This is a genomic window from Paraburkholderia caffeinilytica, from assembly GCF_046030355.1.
Classification (GTDB): domain Bacteria; phylum Pseudomonadota; class Gammaproteobacteria; order Burkholderiales; family Burkholderiaceae; genus Paraburkholderia; species Paraburkholderia caffeinilytica_B.
Genome location: NZ_JAQQCQ010000001.1, coordinates 141,732 through 164,273 on the forward strand (window position 1 = coordinate 141,732; position 22,542 = coordinate 164,273).

The window sequence follows — 22,542 nt, forward strand, 5'->3', positions numbered from 1 at the left end:
TGGCTTACCTGGCCATCGCGTCAGTAAAGTCTTTGTCCTGCTGTGCTGCGTCTGTGCTGCGAGCCACGCTATGATCTGTGACTCGCAAGATGGTCTCGCGCCCAGTACCAAATGCACAGCGGGAGCACCATGCCTCCAATGCATCTGGAGTAAGCCAATCCGCTAGCGCCTGAAGAAGCAGCAGACCGATAGTCGCCTCCCAGCCGATGAGCATACCCACTGCACGTAGGCCAGCCACAATCGCTACTCGCTCAGTTATGGTCTCGACCGCACCCATAACGACTTCACTGCCATACCGTGCCGCCAGTTTCTTAAGCAATGGCGCAGCCGTACTGACTGCGTCGATCAGCATGGCTGTGCCTGCCAGGGTCCCGAGTCCAAACTTGACGTAGAGAACAGTGGCGGTGTCGTATTGGCCCTTATCGCGGCCTTCCCCGGCTTTTTCAACATCTAGCCATGCAGAGATCATTGTTCCCACACTCCCCAGCGCGCCTCCGACCAGCTTCCAGCTCTGAGATCGCACTGAGTTCTTAAGCACAGCGTAGTATGGTGTCATGCTGATTGTAATAAGCGACGAACACAGAGACGCGCCCGATTGAATCAGCTTGAGCCTGGTATCTTTGTCCTGTGCCCCGGCTAAAAGATGGACGAAGTTCACCGTTTCTAGCAGTGCGCTTACAACCGCAATACGTCCCATGAGAAGCGGTTTTTTGCCTTCGTCAGCTAACTTGACCTTGTCCCAGGTTTCGTACAACTCTTTCGTTGCTTTAGATGCCCCCTCAGGAGCAGCGCTGCGCAAAGCCGCGCGCGCCACCAGCAAACGTTTGATCGTATCGAGGCGGCTTATTTTCTCGAGCTCAGCCTGTTTGCGAACCAGTGCGATAGCGTCCTCGTAGGGCACGCCGGCGCGCTGCAACAGAATCGATTGGATAAATTTTTCACCGACAAAATCACCAATCTGGTTGACTCTGAACTTGGCGAAGATCGCATCACCGACGCTCATACCGAACTGATCCGCGCCGAGGCGTTGCAATAACCCTGCGAGCGGCGTGATTTTCTTGGGGTCAGTTTCCAGCGCCGTTTGAGCGAGGCTTTTATAGTAGCCAACCAGTTTCTTGGTGGAAGCCGCAATCGACGCGAACGTTTCGAAGCCTGTTTCCAGCGATGTAGCCTTATGCGCTTGCGCGGCCTTCAGCGCCTGGCCGAGTTCCTGGCGGGCGTCCATCTGATTCATGGCCACGACACGCCAGATCAGGCTGCCGGGTTGCGTCGGATCCCATTGGGTGAGCAAACCATCCACAACCGTCTTACCCTTTGGGGTGGACGCCAGACCGACGACCGCGTCGGACACAACGGTTTCGAAGACCAACGCATCGTGCATGTCGGCTGGGTGGCAGTCTTCGAGCGCGGTTATTAGCAGCGGTGCATTGACCCATTTCCCTACGTCATCGCTACGAGTTTCCTGCAACTGATAAACGGTCGACTGCAAGTCTTCGTATTTTTTTCGGAAGGTCTCAATGTCGTCCCGTTTGAGTCGTGCTTCGTACACTGACCACGCACGCTTCGTGCTGTCCTTGACATTGCGATCGTGGAATCCGGGGCGCGCCTGGGCATAAGCGCGTGCCTTGTTCATGACATCATCGCGGTATGCACCGGTATAAGGCGCGCTCGAGCTGGCACTCCCCGCGCTGCTCATCCGCCCCATCTGGATCAACTGCGTCTGATAGCTGCCCGGAATATTGTTGGCAGCCATCCAGTTCATGTCATCGTAATAAGCGTTGATTTGGGTCGCCCGCGCCGCGTCCGCACCGGCGAGCGCGCGCGCTCGCTGCGCGGCGAGTGCCGTCTGCGCCTCCGGTCGGCCAAGCGGAGTCATCTCATGCGCTTGCCTCGCCATGCTCTCCTGGTCATTGAGCGCTTGCTCCTGACGGGACTGAACGATCTTGTGCGCGGTATCGATGTTGTGCATTGCAGTGACCTGCAGCGCGCGCTCGGTGACGTACTGATCGAACCACGATGCCGGATCGTTGCGGAATCCGTTCAGTTCGTGAGCGTTACCGATACCGTCCCATAAGGCCAGCAGCATTGGCGGCTGAGGCTTGCCGTCCTCCGTCTCGCCGACGCTGTTCATTAGTTTGACGAGTGAGCCGCTCGCGGACGCAGGGGTAGCTTGACGGACGTGCAGAGGATACCGCGTCGCTTCCTTCTTCACCCACTCTTCTTTGTAATTGCCGCTCTCATCGCTTAACGCTGCGTTTTTGGGTTCCAGCAACCGCTGAGGTTCCAGCAGTTTCGGATCCAGGCCGGGCATGTACTCGACGACATCGTCGATACTCGCCTCCGTCGCAATCACGGCATGTCCGTTTTCGTCTTTGCTGCCCGTGATCCATCTCGCCGGCTCGATCCACTGCATCCGCTTATTTCGCAGTGTCTCGTTGTCTGCGTACTGCTTAAAGATATCGCTATGCCAGGTGATTTCCGAAAACGCGATATAGACGCGCCCCGTACATTTCTCCGGCTGCTCAATCGCAATCAGGTCCATCGGCACGGCAATGCTTTTTTGCGCACAGGCGGGATGTATCGTTGGCGTGGTCGTGAGGGGCAACGTTTGCTTCCACAAACGACCATCTTGTGTGACCTTGTACGCCTCCCAGTAGTTACTGCCGCGCGCCCCCTTGACGTAAAACAGGTATAGCCAGCCTTCACGCAATGCGCGCAAGCCGTAGTGATGCTCATGCAACTCGATATTCGTGACACCTGTACCGCTAATACCGCCCGGCAGCTTCGCGGTAACGGTTTTTGGGAGCACGGTATAGCGCACCGGCAAGATGGGCAAGCCAGTTTTTTTGCAATTAGCGCAGTGTTGTTCGGTCGGATCCATACACTCTTTTCATACTCTGACGGCTTGAAAATGGTTTGAGGTCGATTACCGCGCCGCAGACGAAAGTGACTTCTCGTTAACCCAGTTACCGCGCCGGATTTCTTCTATCTCGTCCGGAGACAGTTCATTGACAGTCGCCGTATAAAAGTCGTCCGGCTCCCTTTGTTGCAATGCCAGTGTCACTTTCGGATATCGATCGAATTGCGGATGCCAGGCCAGCGCATGACCGATGAACGCGATGATGTCATCGCGGTCGCTTAAGCCATATTGCTCCGCGCGAGCGGCGCTAGCGACTGCGGCCTCGACCTCTTGCGGATCGGGCTGCCGCTCCATGGCCTGCATATGCAGGCCAAGTGCCCGGTTGACCAGTCCGTGACGGTGAGTTGCCTGCCACTGTGCATCGGTTAGAGTCAGATCGGCTAGTGATGTATCCGTACTCGTGTAAATGCATGGCTTGCCGCACGCATCCAATGCGTGCCAAGCACTCACCGGCCCTAGTAGCGCTTGTCGCTGGCCGGGTGACAACATCGACCAAAGCAGGCTAAGCGCGCGCGAGTCGTAAAAGCGCAATGCGCACTGGCGCCCGCGGTTATCCGTCTGCAATATTTGTTGCGACCAGTGAGCGGCGACGACGTCCGCCGAGCCGTTGCTGGCCAGCCAGCCGCCGACACGCTGTCCAAGGCCTTGGGCTACGGAGTCCGGATGCCGGTCTTCGAATGCAAGGCGTACGCTTTCCGCCAGCAGTTCCACGCCGTCCGGCGTTGAGAGATTGAGTTCGACGAGGTAGGGGCGGTGTTCGTCAGGAAACGCTTCGTGCGCGATCGTTACGATCGCGTGCGGTTGTTCGAAGACAGGGATCTTTTGCTCCAGACTCTCCGGGAAACCGAGTCGACTTGGATCGATCACGACCAGACAATGCATATCAGGACGTTGGCTGAAGTACGCCCTCAGCACGCCGACGGTCTGGTCGACGGCTGAAACTTCAGCCGCTTGCTCTTTCGTATTGGCCGCAACGCGCGGCGCACTCGCATTGCGATAGTTTAACGATTCCATGGTCGCCTCAATCCAGGATGACGCTGGACGCACTGTCCGCCGATGCCGCCGCGGTCTTCCACGAACAACCCTTCACAACGCTAGTGAGGGGCGAAGGAATACGCATCGACGCAGGCCCGGGCTTGTCCCACGCCGCGCATTTTTCGAGGATCTTGCCCGTTGTCCCGTTCTCGATCCCGTCGGGCGTGATCTTGATATACGATCCGCCTGCGCCGATCCAGACTTCCTTGTCGGCCGACAGCACGAGCTTGCCTTCGCTGCTGGTGATCGTGAAATCCTTGAGCGCGGCAAGCGTCATCTCATCGCTTAGCGCCTTGATTTCGACTTTGCCCTTGGCCGCGAACAACTTCATTCCGGCGTTCTGCACGAAGAGGCTGATTTTCTCGGAAACGCTTGCGAGCAAAGACTTGCCCGTTGCGATGTGAGTACTTTGCCCACTTACGATGTTGACGTGCTGATTGGCCGTGATCTGCGTCGAGTCCTGCGTCGACAGGCCCAGGCCGGCGGGACTCGCCACCAGCATGATCGGTGTCGAGAAACCGTTGGCGTTACCCGTGCCACCGCCCGCAGTGTGTCCACCGGAGCCGCTGCTGCCCGACGTGCTGTATTGGGTGGCATCAGTGAACTTCTTCAGCGCGTTCTGACCGTCCTCGAGACTCTCCGCCTGATTCGCGCTACTTGCCTCCGACAGCATCTCGACCACGCTTTCCGCGCTGACCAGCTGTTTGTTCGCCTGGCTCACATCAAGCGGCTGATTGACCGTTGCCGAATAGGTCGACACGTACAAACCTTGACCCGCACGGATTGCGCCGTAGGCATCCGATTTCAGATCGAAGCCGTTACCGAGAAACGCACCACGGTTGTTATCCGTGTGCTGCACGAGATAACCGAGGTGCAATTGCGAATTCGCGCTGCTGCTGTAGAGTTGCACACGGTTCTGGCCCGTGGCGTCGTCCATCACCATCTGGTTGTAACCGGTGCCGCCGTACTCTTTCGAGCGGTAGCCAGACAGCAAACCGTTGGAATGCCATTGCGGCTTCGTCGCGCCGTTATAGAGCCGCGATATGACAACCGGCCTGTCGCAATCACCGCCGACGTAATCGATGAGCACCTCTTCACCGACTCGCGGCATGTGAACGCCGCCGTAGCCGTTCCCGGTATCCGCCTGTGCCGCCCGCACCCAACATGAAGCCTGTTCGTCACCGCTGTTCAGGCGGTCCCAGATGAACTGCACCTTGATGCGGTTCAGCTCGTCGGTATAGACCTCTTCACCGCTTGGCCCGACGACGATCGCCGACTCGAGATGCGTCTGCGGCTTCCGGTGTTCGAATGGACTGCGATACGGGACCGTCGTGCGCTGAGCTTCTATCTCCACGCGATAAAACCCTTCCGAGCCATCCGCGTGCGGCACCTTGAATGTGCTCACACCCGTGTGGCTGTCGCGTACCTGCAACAATGTCGCTTGCAAGCTGTTCGGAAAACCCGCCGCCGGGCCGCCGATCGGCAAGTTGTTTTCGATTACCCACGCGGTCTCGATCGCGGCGAACTCTTTCTGATCAGCCGCGTCTCGATCGTGATCCGGATGGCCGCTCAGTGTAAAGCGCAGTCCGGCGTCGATTCCTCGCAATCCCCCCTCGCCATGGAAGCGCTTTGCGCGCGATTCCCATTCTTCCATCCGGAATTTGGACAGCTGGTCGCCACGATCCTGTTTCGGATAGGTGTACGCGCCCGTGTATTCGTACACTTCGGCCTGATCTGGCAGCGAGCCCTGGTTGGGCATGGTCGGCACGTTGGTGCCTTTCGGGTTGAACTGGGTGGAGGGGCTTTTGTAGTCGAACGTGCGCGTGGTGAGCGTTGTACTCTGCAACGTGCGCGTGCCTGACCATTGCGTCAGCGCGTCAGTCTCGCTGCTGGTCCCCGCCCGGTAGAACTTGACCGTTTCCGGAGACATGGCTTTCGCCGTCGCCAACCGGTCCGTGATCACCAGCGTATGCGATTTGCCGTCCTGCGCCTGTTGCCAGAGACCAAACAGACCTTCTGACTCCAGCAGGCGGTGCACGAAGTTCCAGTCGTCTTCATCCTGACGGCAGTATGAACGGGACGGCAGCGGCTGTGACAAGGCGAACTGAAACATCCCTTGCGCTTGGGGATGCGTATTGAATACGTCCGTCACGATTTCATCGGCGCTCTTGTCCTGCCAGATGCGTTGGTCACGACGAAACCTCAGGAAATGCATCCACGATGCGAAACCCAATTGATAGCTCGTGAGCCCACTATCAGATCCGAGACGTCGTGCGGTGTGCACGTAGCCGTTGTGCGGCAAATAGGACTTGTCGGCTTGCTGGATCCACAGTGTGACCGGCTGTGCGATCAGGGTCTTGAGTTCGACGCTGCTCGACGTGGATACTACGTCGATGGTGAATTCGAAGTGGCGGCCAATACGCGAGCGGCCTACCGCACGCTGCGGTACCAGCGTGTTTGCCCCCAGCGACGTATCCAGTTTAAGCAGGCGGTCTTGCTGAATTAATCCGCCCGTGATGGCGCTTATCCCGTCTTGCGTGCTCATCGCGAATCCTTTCGTTTTTTGCTTTCTTGTGGATGGAAGGCCCGTCCGGCTATTGCGTTCGATCTAGTGAAGACCAACAGGAATTCTGAAAAATAGCCGGACGCGATTCCAATCTGCTGAATGCATCAATTGCGGCTGGTCAAATCTGTGCCCAAACGCTGATCCACATTGGTCTCGAATGGGATATGCGAATGGCATGACATGACGCCGCGCGTTAAGTCCGCAGTATTGTCCGCGATAATACAAAAGGTAAGACGAAAACTGCAATCTGAACTGGAAAATCAATTGTTAAACCGGTATTTATTGCAGGAAGGCGGTCCGCATACCTGTTGCCAGGGGATTTTTTACTTCACGGATTCGAGCGACAGACCGCCGGCGAAGCAGAATTATTGTTTATCTCGTGTCACGAACCACGTTACCGTCACCGCAAATATGATCTGCATTTCCACCTTCTCCGAACTATTACGCTGGTGTAGGACGAAGTCGGGTCTCGATGCCTTCTGTCGTGCCAGCCGGCTCCGGCTGCCCGTAGAGCAAGGCGCAGCGCAGTATGAGCGGGCACGCATACAAGCGGAAGTGTGCGACAACGGCACGTCAGCTAAGCAGTCTGCCGCGCAATTGCCCTGTCGGAAGCCGTTCTCTGCAATTACGCCCCACGTGTCGTTCCTTCTGTCGCTCGTTATAAAACTCCGAATCACAGTCCAGTTGCCTGGCCAGAAAATCGATCAGAGATCGAATTTACATAATTTATCGAACTGCAGCGCGCATGTATTGACCGCGCAAATAGGTTTCGATTGGAATAACGGATAGTGTTGACGATTATCTGGAAGTGCGGTGATTCGCTCGCCAGCATCGGGAGACAGCGGTGCTTACAGACCTTGCCTCGACCTTTGGGTCGTGGTCGCGTTGTGCGCGATTTGGGCGGGCTACCGGCATATCACGATGGAACCATGTAGCAGCAGACAATTAGACCTCCGCGATCACCCGGACGCGATATTCGATTAGATCAAACGCTCGAAGGCTAGCATCCACGCCAAGATCGAACATCCGTTTCGCCTCCTCTGGCAGCGGTTTGCCTGCATGGACACCCGATACCGGGGTTTGACGGAAAACGCCGTCCAGGTCACTACACCATTTGCTCTGGGCGACCTGTGGATAACCCGGAAAGCCGGTCGCGCGGCATGCAACTTAACGAACTGAAGACTACGTATGGACCGTGGACTACTTGTGCCTTAGATCATTGATCCTGTCGTGAAGTCCGATTTTGTCGTTGGCGATGCGCATTGCCGATTCAGACATAAAACTCAACAGACGTTCGAGCTGCGTTACGTCTCCGACTGTCCAAAATTGCTTCGCAGTGTTGATAAAAATGACAGATTTTTTCTTTCGACGAAGCAACTCGAGGACATTGCCAAGTGTTCCGGTACTTCTGGCGTCCCAAATCATCAGACCGAAGTCTGCAGCTTTTGCCATCTCTATATCCTTCGCCGTGAAGAACGCACGAGAGCCTGGCGCTGCATGCTCGACCTGTACACTGTTCACCGGCCAGCGGCCGACGTTATTGCGCGGCTCAGCGCCGCTGCAATATACGATGGTATGCTTGGCACCTCTCTGAGACAGGTACTTCTGAATCGAGCAATCGACGCCATCGGCATCCCCAACCAGGACGGTGTGATTGGCATCGATAATATTGTCGATGCGCCTCTTCACCTTCAGATCGAGATGTTTGATGCTGATCGAACCAGCAATGAAAATATTAGTCATTCGCCAAGCCTAAATTGCCCCCTTTTCCCTCGCAATCCGATCCAACAATCCAAAGTCGAACAGCGGTAAGCCATAGGTAAAACTCGGCAAAATCGTGTCGCGCTTTACCTTCTTCGTCGCGTTTACATGCCAATGGTCTGGACCAAAGGGTACGACAGGGTGATGGGAAGCCGAGTCTATCTTCGCTCTATGATTTTCGGAAGGGTCCATCAGAACGTAAGCATAGTCGGTAAAGGACTGCAGCCGAAGCGTCCATCGCCATGTGGACGGGTAAGTAAAGCTGAGATGAATTCCGTTATCCCGGTCGTCTCTCTCCACTGAAGTCGCGCCCAAGTTTGCTCGCATATATTCGGCGAGGGGGTCTATTAACTCTTTCGGTATCGAGTTGCTCCTGATGAGGCTTGAGAGGTCCATACCCATTGAAAAAACTGTATTCATAAATGCAAGTACAGACGGGTGCGACTGGACCTCTTCCAGATGAGGAGCGCATAGCTGCAACATAAACATGACAGCGGTGTCGCTACCAACGGTCGAATGCGCATAGCGCGTCGCAGGAGCGCCGCATACGATGCAGCCCTTTCCGCTTCCAAGAATGACCGCTCGCTGTACGGAGGTGTTGCTGATACGTCCTTCGGCCATCTTCGTCGCAGCCGCATAGATCCGTGATTGCTCATCCCGCCAATTCCGAAATGTCTGAATTGTAGTCTCGGTATGTAGCGTACTGATCAACGCTCGCTCGTCTGAGAACTCTTCGACACGTATCTGTTGAGTGTCGGATTCACCATGAGCTCGTGTAGCGGTCGGCGACCTCCGATATCGGTAGGTGCGGGTAAAGCCGCAATTCTCGCGTGGCCCGTAGAGAGCGAGCTCGATGCCTTCACGCGTCAATCGGATCCATCGGTCAGCATGCAGTCGAAGCGTGCTCCATAATTTGGGCGATTCGGTAACCTGTTGGAGCAGCCACTCCGGGTGCTTTGCGTATTCGACAAACATAAAGGCAAGCGTTGCGATGTGGCCATCGATACTGCGGCCATCGCTATCCACTAATCCGACAGCCTTGATTTGTTTGTCAATGTTGAACAGAGGAGAGTTCATTTGGGGTATTTAGTGATTGAGTCTATTTGGCCAGCGCCAGTCTGCTGCACAAATGGTCCGTTACTGCTTGCTGATGCTGTCGATGGAGAATCTCCGAACGCTCCGTGGTACGCGAAGATTCACGATAAATTCAATGCCATATACGATCAGTAAAAATTCTCCTGGAGCAATCAAAAGCAATCCGAGAATTGTTTTCGGATCGGGCATGAGCTTCATTTCCGAGACCGCCCATACTCCGGCAGCAAATAGCGGGATTGCAAGCGCAGGTGCCAGTCGATACAGCCATCGTCGGCGAGCGGGCAGGAACGCGCCCGTCGTAACCCGGCCCAGGCACTTGACTGGCTGAAAGCCACTGATCGTTCCGATCAGCTTTGGAACCAGCTTCGGTGATGTATGAATCACCTCAAGGACGACGCTTGCATCCCGTTCCCAATGCGCGAATTCGATCCGCCAGCTTCCGTCGTCAGATGAAACGGCCGCTACTTTTACTACGTCGTCGTCACGGTGAACCGTTCTGACCGAGAGGATCCTTGAATCGTCCTCCAGAGTAAGCCGCAACGGATTGTCAGCTACCATGTCTTCGGGTTTGATGGGCCCTTTACCCGCGTTCCAGATCGAGACAAAGGACCTGGTGATCCGATCAACGGGTTCGCCGTGATGGGATACCACCAACCCGTCCATAGCGTCGCGCTTGTGGATGACGGTCTCACCGTCAGCGCAGTATTTGATTCGACGGCGATCATTCCAGCGTGCATATCCCGTACCCAAGGCAAAGCTGATTACGGGAGATAAAAGATTCAACGCACCAAATGGCATTTCGTTCCTCGTTATTCTCGCTGCGCCAGTCGGCGCAAGGTGCAGCATTTATGTTTTGAGTATCGGACGGACTGGCAGAATCCGCTGCGACAGCTTCTTGCTGCACCCGATTTCAGATGCTTTCGCTGACGCGACGGCTACTGGCCCAACCTGAGCGGGCACTCAGCGGTAACACCGTCACATCACTAACAGAACCATCGACGCAATTTTGCCCAGAGGCCCTTGTCGGCATGGCCAGGCTTAGTCGTAGCGGGAGCCGTGTCCGTCGATATGGCCGCGCGAGGTTTGGGCAGTTCGGCAGGCTGCGCGTAAAAGGCGGCCTTGGCTGCTTTGTCCCGCCTCTGCTCTGCCTTGATTCTCGCTTGATCCCACGACCCCGCCTCAATGACCCCATTGTTTCTGATCACGTAATGTGACCGGCATGGGAGATTCCAATTTCCGACGGATGGATGAAGCGAAATGGATTCGCCATCGAAAGTGAGCTTCCAGTCGGTCGGAGTCAGCGGCGTAACCACTTCCTGTCCACACCCGCAGCAGCAACTGTGAACCACAGTGCCGTACTCCATTGACACATAGAGCACCCCTGGCTCGAGTTCCCGCGGAACGCCCTTGACGAAACGAGGTGTGAGCTGCAAATGCTGGATCATTGCTGATCTCCATTCAACAGCATGTTGCCGTCAGTTGTATATGAACAGTGGTGCTCATTTTCCAGGTCGCGATAAAAGCCCCTGATCTTTTTCCACTTGATCACGGCGAGCGCTGCGTTCAGCATGTTGAGGTCGGCAACCTGAATGTTCGAGGCGTAAATATTTTCGGCATTTCCTCCGTCGAACCCGACGCGCGTCCTGACGTGATCGCGTTTATGCGGCGTGCTAGCGGTGACGCGCAAAATGCCCCCCAGTGAACCATTGACGAGCTCAAGGCCCATGCCAACATCCACGAAAGGCACGCCAAGCGCTTCGAGTTTCTGTACCGCAAGCCGCTTGGATTCGCCCGCGTCCATACATAGGAAAGCGAAGGTGACGCCGTCCAGAAGGTGAATGCTGCTCGCGTCCAGTTGAACTGCGTGCGGCACGATGCCGCGATGCATCCGTGCGTAAATGTTGGCGAAGTAATCCACCTTCTTCGGAACGTCGCGAAGGTTATCAATCGACGGCGCGCCAGGTGCTCGAAATGCGTTGTGTTGCAGGAATTCGTCGCTATCTATCACGTGGATTTCGCGGACTGGCGTCTTTGCCACCTGGTCGAGTACATACGAGCCAGTGCCGCCGACGCCAACGATCGCGATTCGTTCGCTTTCCAGCCGCGCTGTCAGCGCTCCAACTCCCGCGCGGTCCGACGCCGTTTCGAGATAGTTGAATACGCTTTCATCCTCCACATCCGGCTGCCGGAACAGGCGCGGAGTTGCACCCGGGCTTATCACCGCAGCCGCGCCGGAGATGATAGTCGCGTAGGTGGACATCTTTTGATAGTAGTCCTAGTAGCCCTGTGGGCCCGGCTTGCTGGAGAGCATATGCTCTCCAAAGGTACCTAGATCTGGAGGGACTGCGCCGCTCGGCGTAATCCCCCGGATCGGTGTTCCGTCGGCATTACAGGGATACTCACCTTTGAAATGGACAGTATGCGGCTCGGGCTTCTGCGTGATGTCACCAGACAGACAGAGCGTAGAGGTGATCGTGCCCGTCTTCACTTCACGCCGCAGATTGACATACGGCACTTCGTGCATCACAAGACAACCTCCCGTGATCCGCACGAAGTAGCCCTCTTCGCGCAGCCGCTTGAGGTCCTGATTAAGATTGAATAGTGCGGCCGACATTGAAAATGCTCCCGTTTTTTACCTCGACAGAACCACCGGTGGCCAACTCGCCGCTGTGCGGTTTGGATGCCGCTCCTCGATAAGTGATCGAATACTTGATGTCCGGTGTGGGCGGCTCACCAGGATAGGCAATCGAAACCAGTTGTTCGAATGTCACGTGGGGCTCTGCGACTTCGACTTCGCGGCCATTGACCACAATCTCGATCTTCGGTTTGTGCTTGAGCGCTGTGATGAAGTGTTCGACTCCAGGCTGCGAAAGGTCCACCGTTTCATCAGGGTGGATCTCGCGGTCTGCGCCGCCGCGAACGCTCAGAAAAACCGCTTCGTCCTCGCGGGGTTTGGCGAGCTCATACAAAACGACACCCGTGATCGTCGATTTGCCCCAGGTGATCTTTGCGTCATTGACGGTCAGCCTGAAATCGCGGTCGGTCAGAAACGCGACGAACCGCTCGACGCCGCGCCCCCGCAAATCAAAGGTTTCATCGAGGCGAACATCCTCGAAATCGCCGGTCTCAAGAATGGCAAAGAGGCTGTAGTCTTCGGAGGCGCTCAGACCCGCCGCAATCAACAACTGCCGGCCAAGTGGCACGGGATCGTCGATCTCGATCGGACGGAAGTCGAGGCTCTCCTGCGCGAAGAGGATGTGATATGCGCGAGCTGCGTGCAGGCCTTGACCTTCACGATTGCCGCCCGCAACGCCTTCGATGTTTTCTGTGGTTTCCATAAATGTGTCCAATGTCCTGTCGGGTTGGTCAGACTCAGTGCCCGACTGCAGTACGTTTCGGAACCCTCCCGTCTGGCACCATCAAATTCTGATTAAATGATTCTGTTTAATCGAGAATGTAGGGCAGCCCGGGAGGACATGGACGAAGCATATCACCACAATTCTGCTTCATGCAAGCAGTTTAATCAGAATTACCGGATCGCCACGTACTTGTATTCGATGCCGCCGCTGCTGGCGATATCTTCGGCACGCAGGATATAGCCGTCAGCCACCAGTCGCTTGAGGCGGGTGCTGGCATTTTGCACAGACAGGTCGAGGTCAGTTGCGACCTGAGAGGCGAGAACGGAGCGGTTGGCCAAAACGTAGTGCAGAAGGTCTTTGCCGGAAGAACTGATTTCCGGTCCGATCACTTCAAACGCTTCGTTGCGCCAGATGACCAGCGGCTGCTCTTTTGCCTGGGCCGCGTACTTCCAGTTGTCGATCAGATCGCGATCATCGAGATCCTCGAGGAAAAACCCCCTTTCCCCTCTGTATTGTTTCGCGACAGAGATCACGCTTTCCCGCGGAAAAGACGCGTCCGTAGCCTCGATGCCTTTCAGTGATATACCGAATACAGAAACATCGGCGTGACGGCCGACAAAATCCGAAAGCTTGGCGTAAGATTGTTTCCCCTGAACGTTCCCGAAGGGTTGGGACGTCTCGGTGAAATCGCGCAACTTGATGCGCATGGAGGTCTGGTTCATGCCGGTAATTTAATGAGAATCAGGCCTTGGCGTCAAGCAGGAAGTCGAAACAGATGTGTGTGCCCCTGAGCAGAGGCATGTTCAGGCGATGTGAGAACCGGATCTCGCCATTTTCGTAAAACACCTTCACTTCGAACGTTTCCTGCCGCACCGAAATGTTGGCATTGAATTTGTTAGCGACTTCGCCTGAACGTTTGAGCCCGAGACCGCGCGCTTCGTCCCGATTGCTGCTGATTTCGCCATTCCGGAAAATTTCCTCAACCAGCGCTACACCGGGATGGACGCTCGAAGCACTAATTCTTTTTGCGAGCTCCGGGTATTCCGTTTCCAGCACCGGCGCGAGCGTGCCAAGGATGCCCCGTCCACTGTCCGAGATGACCGCCTGAATGTGCGGTCTGCGGCTTTTGGGGTAGAACTGCAGCGCGGCAAAGCCCGGAATGGGTGATTTCGAGTGATCCCGTACATTGCCGAACAGCTCAGACAATACCGTAAAGGCGCCCACCGTATATTGGGTCCCTGCGCAGTTGATGAAGCTCTTTTGCAGTCGCCCAGGGATTTCTTCGTCGGGTGCCACCGGGTCAATCGCTGCAACTTCTACGACCCCTTCGTTCGCCCCCCTGTACTGCCCAGCCTTCGATACTTTTGGGCGAGAAGGGATCACCGCAACCGTCGGGTCTAGGAAGTCAAAGAAGCCAATCCGGTTGAAGTAATCCAATGTGGGGTAGCAATCACTGAAATCGATCTGAACAGCCTTTCGATCGAACACGAGCTGATTGCAAATTGCGAGCAGACGAGCGGTTGCCTCCAGCAAGAGTTTGCTGTTCTTTGCAAGGACAAACACCACGCCGTTGCAAGCAGCGACGAGGGGCGACTCGACCGACTCGAGCGCATTTTCGAAGAGTTCCGCTGTGACCCATTTTGCGGAGGGAAGAACAATACGGAGCTCCGTTGGTTTTACCAAGGACCAGCAATGCGCTTCGTCCTTTACAAAATATTCGCGATTTTCATGCAAAAACGCATTCACGGCACTCCGGTCCTGGCCAATCCTGCTTGCAATCACGCGAGCTTTTATCCCCGGCTCCTTACGCAGCAGCTTTTCTATTTCGTTATGCATAACCATGCCATCGTTGACGTACAGTCAAAGCGAAAATTTTCTGAAGCGTGAGCTTACACCGAATTTTGCCTTCAACGTACTCAACGGTTGTCGTGGGACACATGCTATATATCGCTACAGAACTGCGGCTCTGTTGGCCCGCACATCATGAAGCGCATGGTGTCGTCCACCGTGCTCGCTGAAGTATTGCTCTCTCCGAACTAGATCGATTCTGAAGCTAATCAGCTTTTCTTTCCAACCCGCAGGCTTTCCGCCAACGAGTTCCCACAAAAGCAGGGGGGGGTTATCGGATGGTCGCAGCAGATGACAGGCCGTTGTCTAAGGCCGCTAAACTTCGACATCCAGTTTCGCGCTGCCTCGGCCAGGAAGTCGAGCGTCATTGTCCGCTCCGGATACTTCCTGAGCTGAGGCAATACATGGGCTCGCACAAAAGCGCTGCAACTCTCCTCGTCAAACGCCCCAAGCTCGCCGTAAAACTCGTGTCCGTCCTCGGACACCATTGCGATGCTTATCAAGCGCGGTGCCGCGATATCCGTAAATTCAGTATCGATATCTATGCGGCGTTCCCAAGGGGGTATCGTGCTCATAACGACGTCTTATACAAGAGCATCTATGCTGACGCTAACGCATTTGTGCCATTTTCCGGGCATCCATCCAGGCAAGCCAACCTTTTCGATAAGCTCGAGCGTCAGCTAAGGCGTGATGCTCGCGATGGTCGCTCTCGTAGTGCGCCATCACCGCCCGGTGATAGACCGTCGTATCGATCAATGGACGAAGATCGTAATAGGTCATTTTCAGATTGCGTGGGCGCGCATCCGCCAGCAAATGCAGCAGAAAATCGAAATCCGTTATCGAATCGCATGCCGCCTGCAGTGAACGCGGACCATCCGCAAACCAATTGATTAAACGTTCGCGCGCGACGAAAACGGGAATCGCGTTTCCTTGGAGCAGCGGTAGAACTTCCCGTTTGACGAAGCCCGAACAGTCGTCGTCCCGCCACGTATCTGCAAGCTCCACGTAGAACTCGCGTCTGCCATCCTCGCTGACGATCCCAAGGCTGATCAGCTTCGGCACACCCTGTCCAAGTCCGGTGTATTCAGTATCCAGGAAGAACAACATCAGTCTACCTCAGCGTTCTCTGACAGTTTAATCCTGTCGAATCAATGGCCGGCAATTGTCCGTGTCTGCCGACTGGGCCGTCAGATGCTGAGCACATGCAGTCACATCAGCGGGTGCAAACCTCCAGACCGTGCGTCCGTCAACTGTCGGTCCACTAATCGGCCGCAGCTTCCCGGACTTGAGGAGAGCATATGCGCCTTTGCGCGATAGCTGTAATGCCTCGCGTGTTTCAGTTAAAGTCAGCCAGCGCGTCTTTTGCGCACAGAGCAAGTCGAGTGTATCTCGCCGGACCGTCCCCGAGATGCGGCCGGTCACAGTCGCATGAATTTGACCACTGAGCATTCCCCGCTCAATGAAAGAACACACAACGCTGCGTTTAACGCAGAGCTGCCTTGCCGCGGTGGTAAGTGGAACCCATTTATGCTCGACTCGCGTCGATCTTGATAGTCGGCGGTTTCTTTCCGCCAGTTGTCCGGGCCACTCTTCCCGGATATACGATTCGAATTCGCTGCGCAGGAAATCAAACTGCTTGTGTGCGAAGCGCTTGTACAAGGCCGTGTAGAAATAGCCAAAGCGCTTCGTCAAGCGGGTTGAGTACGCTTCGCTACATCCCCTTGACAATAGGCTACCAAGCCGATGGTGATATCCAGCCGGCCAGTTAATAAGCGCATCTCCTGCCGCCTGACTGATTGTGCGGGCAACCGCGATCTCATGAAGGTCCGCTATTTTCGTCGGCTTTTTTGAGTTGTTCCGTGCGTATCCGCCGAGAAAGACACATAGGGCGAGAAAATCCTGCGCGCTGAGATGGTCGAATGGCGGCGACAGAGTGAAAACTTGACTGGCAGAGGATACCGCCTCAAGCATCGACGAGATGTATCTGCTAATTAAGATGCACCCGGCTGACGCTGGCACCATCGGCATGCCAGCAAGCGACGCCCCACAATCGCAAGTCGCGACGTGACTTCTTTTCCACGACAGTGGTTGATGACAGGTGCTGCATGAATCGAGCAGTTCTGCCCGATGAATGGGACAGGCAGTCACGAGTGTAATTTCCCACGAGGCGCGCCAGTATGGATCGCTGGCGAGGCAAGCAGCACAACATCTCGGCCGTCGACCATTCCAGAATTGCTGTTCCCACCCACCGGTATCCTCCGCCTTCAGATGCGGAAACCGTGTGATAGCCCCACGCAGCCTGGTCATCGACATTCCGTCAAGCATGGTACTTACGCGCACCAATCCGTTTCCCCCTGCTGCCCCCGACGCCAGCAAATTGAGGTCGTGCATAGACGCGAAACCATTCCCTTCGATGAGCCGAAGCAGGTAGCCGGTAGCACTCTCGTTCAGTATGGGCGCTGGGCGTATTAAGAGCTTGGTCATGGTTAGCCTAGAAAATCGCCAGCAACAAAACAGGTGTCCAGTCCTATATCGTCGTCCGACGAGCGAAATAGCCGCATCGTCCGAGACTGGATGGCGAGAATGACACGCTGCAATGTCACTCCGCCCTTCATCGAGAACGCGCTGAGGGGAACAAGTGTAGACGAGGGCTTCGTCAGCGAGCCTGTACACCTAAACCAATATTTAAGTTTGTCAACCTCGCTCGAGGGAATCAACTTGCCTGCATACGTGGACCGCAGAAATCCACAACGTTCCAATAAAAGACGCTGATGCGAAGTCGCACGAAAAAGTTGCTCCACAAACCGGAGATCATGAAGCACAACTTTCGCCTGTCTGAGTTCCTCGACCACCCGCGTCAGACTGCGGGGTTTTGACTTACGGGTTGTTCCTGTGCTCGCGATGGAAAGGGTGTTCGATTCTTGAACCTGAATGGCCGGAATCCCATCGGCACCGAACGCGAGCCAGTCTGGATTAACTGCCAACCCATTGCCTTGGGAGTGGACTGTGAGCGCGCTTAGATAACTATCAATCGCATCGCGCAGAAATCTTGGCAGATCCATCGGGCCGCGCAACCTATCCGCGTGTCGAACGGGATCGCGCGACCGCAGCTCCCGCAAGGAAATGATCGGGGACCCGCTGGCCCGAAGGTCTATCCGACGCCAACATGTGCTGATCTCCTCAATTATCCTGGCGGGCCATTGACGGAAAATTCGCGCAACGATGACAACGGCATCCCTTTCGACTTGCAACTGATCTTTGCCGTCCGGATGGAACTTTCTCGTCGTTCGTGAGGTAGTCGCAAAGTAGCTGAATAATGCCAGCCACTCCAACGCACTCATATTTACAAGGTCAGGACAGAAAGGCGAAAGCGCCAGCATGTCACCTTCCGATGTACCTAGGAGCGCGCCCACCATGAGCTTTGTTACGAATGCCACGTCAGTTGATGCTTGCAGCGCCTCCGCCTGTCCCAGTTCGAGTCCACAGGTGCACAGAGTTGCGCCATTGCGTTTCCAGTTCACAACGTGGGAACACTGCGGACATCGATCCAGGAGCCATAGACCGTGTACCTCGCAAGCGGCTACCGCACGAAAGTTCCAGATTGACCTGAAAAGACCTCGCTCCCGGACGCAAGCTGGGCAGAAAGCGATGTAGCAGTCCCTGAAGAAGCAGCGCCGGGCGAACTGACCAGGCCTTTCAGCGCTGCCCGGAATTCTTTGAGGTCGGTCTAGCATTTCGTTCAGTTCATGGACATCTACATCCGTGCGATCCGCAACGTCCTGCAAACCACTTCGCGTTCGCATTTTCCGCATTGCAGTGTTCACGAAGGTGTGCAAGGCGGCCCGCCCCGTGTAACCATTCGCCTCACCCAGTCGAAACAGGAAGCTCGTCGGGTGCTCGTCATATGCCGGTCTTGGACGCACGAGAAAGCGGGCAGTTGCAACATTAGCTCTTGTATCCAAAGAACGGCTCCCCGGCGTTCGTTAGCGGTCGATTGATAAAGCGAGCGTGAAACGGGTTCAGACGACCACGGCCCTCGGGCCAGATCGATTCGGAGAATGCCCTGCCGAGGACATCACGATCAATTGCGGGGCGGCCTTCCTCGAGTACTATCTCGACCGAGGCGGTAATTAGCGTCATGACGTAGCCCATCAAACCGTACGTTGCGTAGTGGATGTGCTCGATGTGGTCTCCGTCGCTGGTAAGTTCCGGAACGCATGTAACGGGCAAGCTGCCAAATATAGTGCGCAACAGAGTATCGAAGATGCGCCTGGATCTTTTGTCCGCGATACCGAACGGCTCCAGCGATATTTGCCTTGAGAAGCGTCTGCGTAGCTGCTCGTTCCCCTGGAGGATACGACGGCAGCGGCGCAAACCCATGAGCACGAACGGAACTCTCGTTACGTTCACGAGGTGCTTCAGCCAATCGGCGACTTTCGTTTCGATCTTCTCGCTCGAGTTGTCGATGAAGTGCTGAAACTCGTCCAGGATAACCAGTTCTACCCGGCAGTTGCGGAAGAGCGTCACAATGCGAGCGGTCATAGTTTCTGCCGACCCCCGGGCGAACAGCGGATCGCCCAAGGCTATAAGGATCCGTTCCGCAACGTTCTTTATCGTCGGCTGCGCCGGTAGCTCAAGATGCAGAACGGGAATGACCGTTCCGTCATCGGTCTCGCGCCGCGGATAATGTTTCGCGTATTCCTTGCGCAGCGTAGACTTGCCACTTCCGGATACGCCCGTAATCAGGAGGCATCCCGGCTCCTCAAGTCCGAAGCGGCCCATTCGATGGCATCGTCTGACAGCGCTGATGCCCAACGCAAACGCCGGATGTTCGATAAGCGTCTCACGCACCGAGGCCACTGACTCATACTTCTTGTCGATTGGATCCTTGATCGGGCTTTTAGTGTCATCATTTCTTTCATTAAATTCGTTATCCGAATCATTGTAGACTGTACTATTCATGATATCGCTCCACGAAAGCCGCATCTGCGGCTTGCCAAGAAAAGGTTTGTTAGATTCCAGTCGGTTTTCGATTCACAAAGTTTGACGAATTCGCTCCGCGCCTAATCGGAAACAAGGGGACATCCGGTTCATCGCCTTGATCGTTGTCTGGCAGATCGGGTTCGTCGGTCGGCTCAAGTGGTAACTGTGCCTGGCGCGTCTCTTCTCGCTGCATTAAAGCCTCCCTGTCGGCGTTGGCCGCTTTCACGGGTTTCGACTTTGTTTTTGACGGAGTCCCCCCTTGGATAAGCCGAGCGGTGTCGTCACGTAATGCGGACTTGGCGGCAAGTAGGGCAAGACGAAGTGGAGACGCCTCGTACTCCTTTCGCGCCTTCGCGAGCATCCACTTGTGCTGCTCGGCAGTAATTCCCTCGGCATATTCGGGCATCGTGCTTTTCGCTTCGATGTACTGCCGAGCTTCTTCATCGAAAACGAAAATAGTGCCGAGATTGTCGGGATCGGTACGCACCGTGACTTCAATGTCGCCGCGTCGCCGTCGTAGATCCTGAAGCGCGGGTGACGCGTACTGCAGCGCATGCACTTCGATACCATTTTTGCTGAGAATGCGTTTCGCAGTGTTTCCGAGATAGACATTTACAACATCGGTTGAAGGCGGTAACCGTCTCGGGAACTTTGCGACGCCCTCGTCCCATTTCTGTTTTGGAGTAGTTTGAATTCCTCGATGAAAATTCACGGAATAGACGTCAATGATCCAGCGGTGAACTAGTTCTTGTAGCGCTTCAAGCGTTAGCACCGCAGTCCGTTCAGAATCGTAGGCGTGTCGCTTGTCATACGTTGCGAACGTTGTTCCTGGCTGCAGATGAACCAATCCGTAATTAAGCGTCTTGAGAGAGCGTTCAATGCGCCCTTTCATCTGCGGTGCCCGGGTCGGGCAATAGATCACGTGGGTGCCGAGCTCGGCGCACGCCGCTTCCAGATCCTGCGCGTGAAACTCGAGACCGTTGTCGCAGACGAGTTGGTCAATCAGTCCGTAGGCATCCCAGTCCCCAGTCACTTTCGGGAACCGCTCCTTGACGTATGACTTCGGCAAGATCGCGTGCTTCAGACATCGCAGTACAGACCGTACGCTTGGCTTGCGAAAAGATACATGGATGCCGACGATCATCCGTGAATATGCATCGATCATTACCGTTATCCATGGTCTGCCAAGTTGAAGTCCCGTGCTGGAGTCAACCACAAGAATATCGACTGGGGTGTGGTCAACTTCCACCCGCTCGAGCGGTCGCGTGCACGCTGGCCCCTTTCCATATATGCGGGTCGCGTCCTTAGCGTATCTTTCGCCATACCGCGCTTGGAGAATCGCGTACCGATCGATCCGCGCAAGGGCGCGATTGAACATGCGCCGAGTAACCCGGGGCAGCGTATCCTCGGGCGCTCGACGCCGGTTCTCCTTTTCGACTTCGTGCTGGACCCACTCGAGCGCCTCACGAAGCGACTCCCGCTGCGGAGTCAGATAGACTTTTTCGATCCCCTCGTCGATCAATTCAGAGAGCTTGTCTGGCAGAATCGCTTGCCGTCGTCCCCGAAGTTCCCACTTGTCTATGAGGGCGCGAATATCAAAATTCGACCATACCCACCTCGCCCTCCATCGGTAAAAGCTTGGCGGAGACGGCGGACGGTCGCCACGATACTTTGGGTCAAGCTCAGTCCAGACCTTGCGGAGGAGATCGGCCACTACCTGGCGCGGGTATCCCAGCCGTCCGTCGGGGCAAATTGCCTCTAGATACCTCCACTTTGCTATTGCTTGTCGCTGAACGCGCTGCGGAAAATTGGAGAGACTGCGCTCGACACACCGCTCTGGAGTGGGGTCGGCCGTTGCGGTGCTGAGTTCTTCACGGGACAGAAATCTCAGGTCTCCGTTCGCGAAGCGTGAAAGCAGCTCGTCAATCTTGTATGCGGATTTACTTCCTTCGCCGATAGCCACAACGTGCACGGTTTCATCGATCACCTGTTCTATAAGATAGTTCACCTGCTGCAGCGAAAAGAACTCCCCAACCTTAAACGAATAGCGCGTCATCGTGACTCTCCTCAAAGGGCAACAACAGCGTCGATGCTGTGATCTCCGCGTCCAGGTAGCACGCCAGCTCGCGCGATGCAAGTTTATGCACAATCGCACGGCCCGACGCACCAATGCGGAGTGCCTCAGCGATAGTCCGATTCTCAAGACTCGACGGGACAGCGGACTGAGTTGTCCCATCGAGCCATTTCCCGTAACGGATTTGAAGCAGCCGTTTGACCTGAGTCAATCTCATCGGTTTTCGAATATTCAAGTCAGTGAGGATAACGAATTTCTCACCTTGACCTTTGAACATGTCGGAAAGCCGATCGAATTTTTCCTGATTTTGTGGCTCGGCAAGTGTCTCGGCCGGCTTCACCTCTATGAGCCAACGGCGACCGTCGCTCCAATCGACTGCGAAGTCCGGCGTATAGCTTCGCGAACGCGTCCCAAGGCGATATCGGATAGTCTTCGGCTGCTCGATGAACCGGACGACACCTCGAGCAAATTCGAACAGGTGCAGACAGTCAAATTCGAGAAGACTCTCACAGCGGACAAGCCGGTTGTTCTTTGGCGAGAAAAATTTGGCACGGAACCCTCTGCCTGACGGCGTAACAGGATTGCGCGCCGGGAGTCTGGAAGTTGGAGGTGGCGGGGTGTTACGGCGATTGGCGCCGCCGCCAGGATATGTGACGTCCATGTTTGCTCCTACGACTGAACCGCCGCTCGTCACACGTGACGAGCAGTTTTCTGGGGCGATTCACGGCAGGGACGAGCTGTGCCACCAGGCAGCGCCGCTCGCTGCCCAGATGACAAAGTTGCCCGAATCAGGGCGAAATAGTGTCCCCACACGGGCATCTCTGTCCCGTGTGTTTTCCCATGAATCGAGGAAAAGCGGCTTGACTGTCGCGGGGGTGCGGACGATACTAAAGGCGTCAAC

General features: G+C 55.6%; 16 protein-coding genes and 3 pseudogenes. All 19 read right to left on the reverse strand.

The genetic code is table 11. From position 1 onward, the window contains the following. Window positions 1-4: 4 nt before the first annotated feature. Window positions 5-2,881, reverse strand: a complete 2,877-nt coding sequence (locus PQQ95_RS00625) for a T6SS effector BTH_I2691 family protein (protein ID WP_408433661.1) — start codon at window positions 2,879-2,881, stop codon at window positions 5-7. A gap of 45 nt (window positions 2,882-2,926) precedes the next feature. Then, entirely contained in the window at window positions 2,927-3,967 is a 1,041-nt protein-coding gene (locus tag PQQ95_RS00630) for a DUF4123 domain-containing protein (RefSeq protein ID WP_408433664.1), read from the reverse strand. Then, the gene (locus PQQ95_RS00635) at window positions 3,942-6,500 is read right to left on the reverse strand and encodes a type VI secretion system Vgr family protein (RefSeq protein ID WP_408433667.1); all 2,559 of its coding nucleotides are present in this window, start codon (window positions 6,498-6,500) and stop codon (window positions 3,942-3,944) included. The genes PQQ95_RS00630 and PQQ95_RS00635 overlap by 26 nt, the downstream gene beginning before the upstream one ends. A gap of 1,221 nt (window positions 6,501-7,721) precedes the next feature. Continuing rightward, window positions 7,722-8,264, reverse strand: a complete 543-nt coding sequence (locus tag PQQ95_RS00640; RefSeq protein ID WP_408433670.1) for a hypothetical protein — start codon at window positions 8,262-8,264, stop codon at window positions 7,722-7,724. Window positions 8,265-8,273: 9 nt separating this feature from the next. Further along, on the reverse strand, window positions 8,274-9,359 hold the full coding sequence (locus PQQ95_RS00645) for a hypothetical protein (RefSeq protein ID WP_408433672.1): 1,086 nt from the start codon (window positions 9,357-9,359) through the stop codon (window positions 8,274-8,276). A 60-nt stretch (window positions 9,360-9,419) separates the two neighbouring features. Continuing rightward, window positions 9,420-10,175 carry a hypothetical protein gene (locus tag PQQ95_RS00650; RefSeq protein ID WP_408433674.1) on the reverse strand — a complete coding sequence of 252 codons (756 nt, stop codon included), beginning with the start codon at window positions 10,173-10,175 and terminating at the stop codon, window positions 9,420-9,422. A 185-nt stretch (window positions 10,176-10,360) separates the two neighbouring features. After that, window positions 10,361-10,822, reverse strand: coding sequence for a ubiquitination-like system serine protease family protein (locus tag PQQ95_RS00655; RefSeq protein WP_408433677.1), 462 nt, complete (start codon window positions 10,820-10,822; stop codon window positions 10,361-10,363). Further along, window positions 10,819-11,991: pseudogene (locus PQQ95_RS00660) on the reverse strand (ThiF family adenylyltransferase). Before PQQ95_RS00660 ends, PQQ95_RS00655 begins: the two are co-directional and overlap by 4 nt. After that, the gene (locus PQQ95_RS00665) at window positions 11,966-12,715 is read right to left on the reverse strand and encodes a multiubiquitin domain-containing protein (protein WP_408433679.1); all 750 of its coding nucleotides are present in this window, start codon (window positions 12,713-12,715) and stop codon (window positions 11,966-11,968) included. Before PQQ95_RS00665 ends, PQQ95_RS00660 begins: the two are co-directional and overlap by 26 nt. A 191-nt stretch (window positions 12,716-12,906) precedes the next feature. After that, entirely contained in the window at window positions 12,907-13,458 is a 552-nt protein-coding gene (locus PQQ95_RS00670; protein WP_408433682.1) for a MarR family transcriptional regulator, read from the reverse strand. A gap of 19 nt (window positions 13,459-13,477) precedes the next feature. After that, window positions 13,478-14,572 carry a hypothetical protein gene (locus PQQ95_RS00675; RefSeq protein ID WP_408433684.1) on the reverse strand — a complete coding sequence of 365 codons (1,095 nt, stop codon included), beginning with the start codon at window positions 14,570-14,572 and terminating at the stop codon, window positions 13,478-13,480. A gap of 621 nt (window positions 14,573-15,193) precedes the next feature. Then, window positions 15,194-15,691, reverse strand: a complete 498-nt coding sequence (locus PQQ95_RS00680) for a 3'-5' exonuclease family protein (protein ID WP_408433685.1) — start codon at window positions 15,689-15,691, stop codon at window positions 15,194-15,196. A gap of 27 nt (window positions 15,692-15,718) precedes the next feature. Further along, a complete protein-coding gene (locus tag PQQ95_RS00685) occupies window positions 15,719-16,555 on the reverse strand; it encodes a helix-turn-helix domain-containing protein (RefSeq protein WP_408434554.1) in 837 nt (278 codons plus the stop codon). Between the two features lie 156 nt (window positions 16,556-16,711). Further along, window positions 16,712-17,068 (reverse strand): annotated as a pseudogene (locus PQQ95_RS00690) (TniQ family protein); the annotation flags it as partial. Between the two features lie 2 nt (window positions 17,069-17,070). Next, window positions 17,071-18,105 (reverse strand): hypothetical protein, encoded by a 1,035-nt coding sequence (locus PQQ95_RS00695; protein WP_408434557.1) that lies wholly within the window; start codon window positions 18,103-18,105, stop codon window positions 17,071-17,073. Window positions 18,106-18,153: 48 nt separating this feature from the next. Continuing rightward, window positions 18,154-18,507: pseudogene (locus PQQ95_RS00700) on the reverse strand (TniQ family protein); the annotation flags it as partial. Window positions 18,508-18,529: 22 nt separating this feature from the next. Next, a complete protein-coding gene (locus PQQ95_RS00705) occupies window positions 18,530-19,546 on the reverse strand; it encodes a TniB family NTP-binding protein (protein ID WP_408433688.1) in 1,017 nt (338 codons plus the stop codon). Window positions 19,547-19,595: 49 nt separating this feature from the next. Beyond that, entirely contained in the window at window positions 19,596-21,623 is a 2,028-nt protein-coding gene (locus tag PQQ95_RS00710) for a TnsB C-terminal domain-containing protein (protein WP_408433691.1), read from the reverse strand. Then, window positions 21,604-22,302 carry a TnsA endonuclease N-terminal domain-containing protein gene (locus PQQ95_RS00715; protein ID WP_408433694.1) on the reverse strand — a complete coding sequence of 233 codons (699 nt, stop codon included), beginning with the start codon at window positions 22,300-22,302 and terminating at the stop codon, window positions 21,604-21,606. Before PQQ95_RS00715 ends, PQQ95_RS00710 begins: the two co-directional genes overlap by 20 nt. Window positions 22,303-22,542 lie beyond the last annotated feature (240 nt).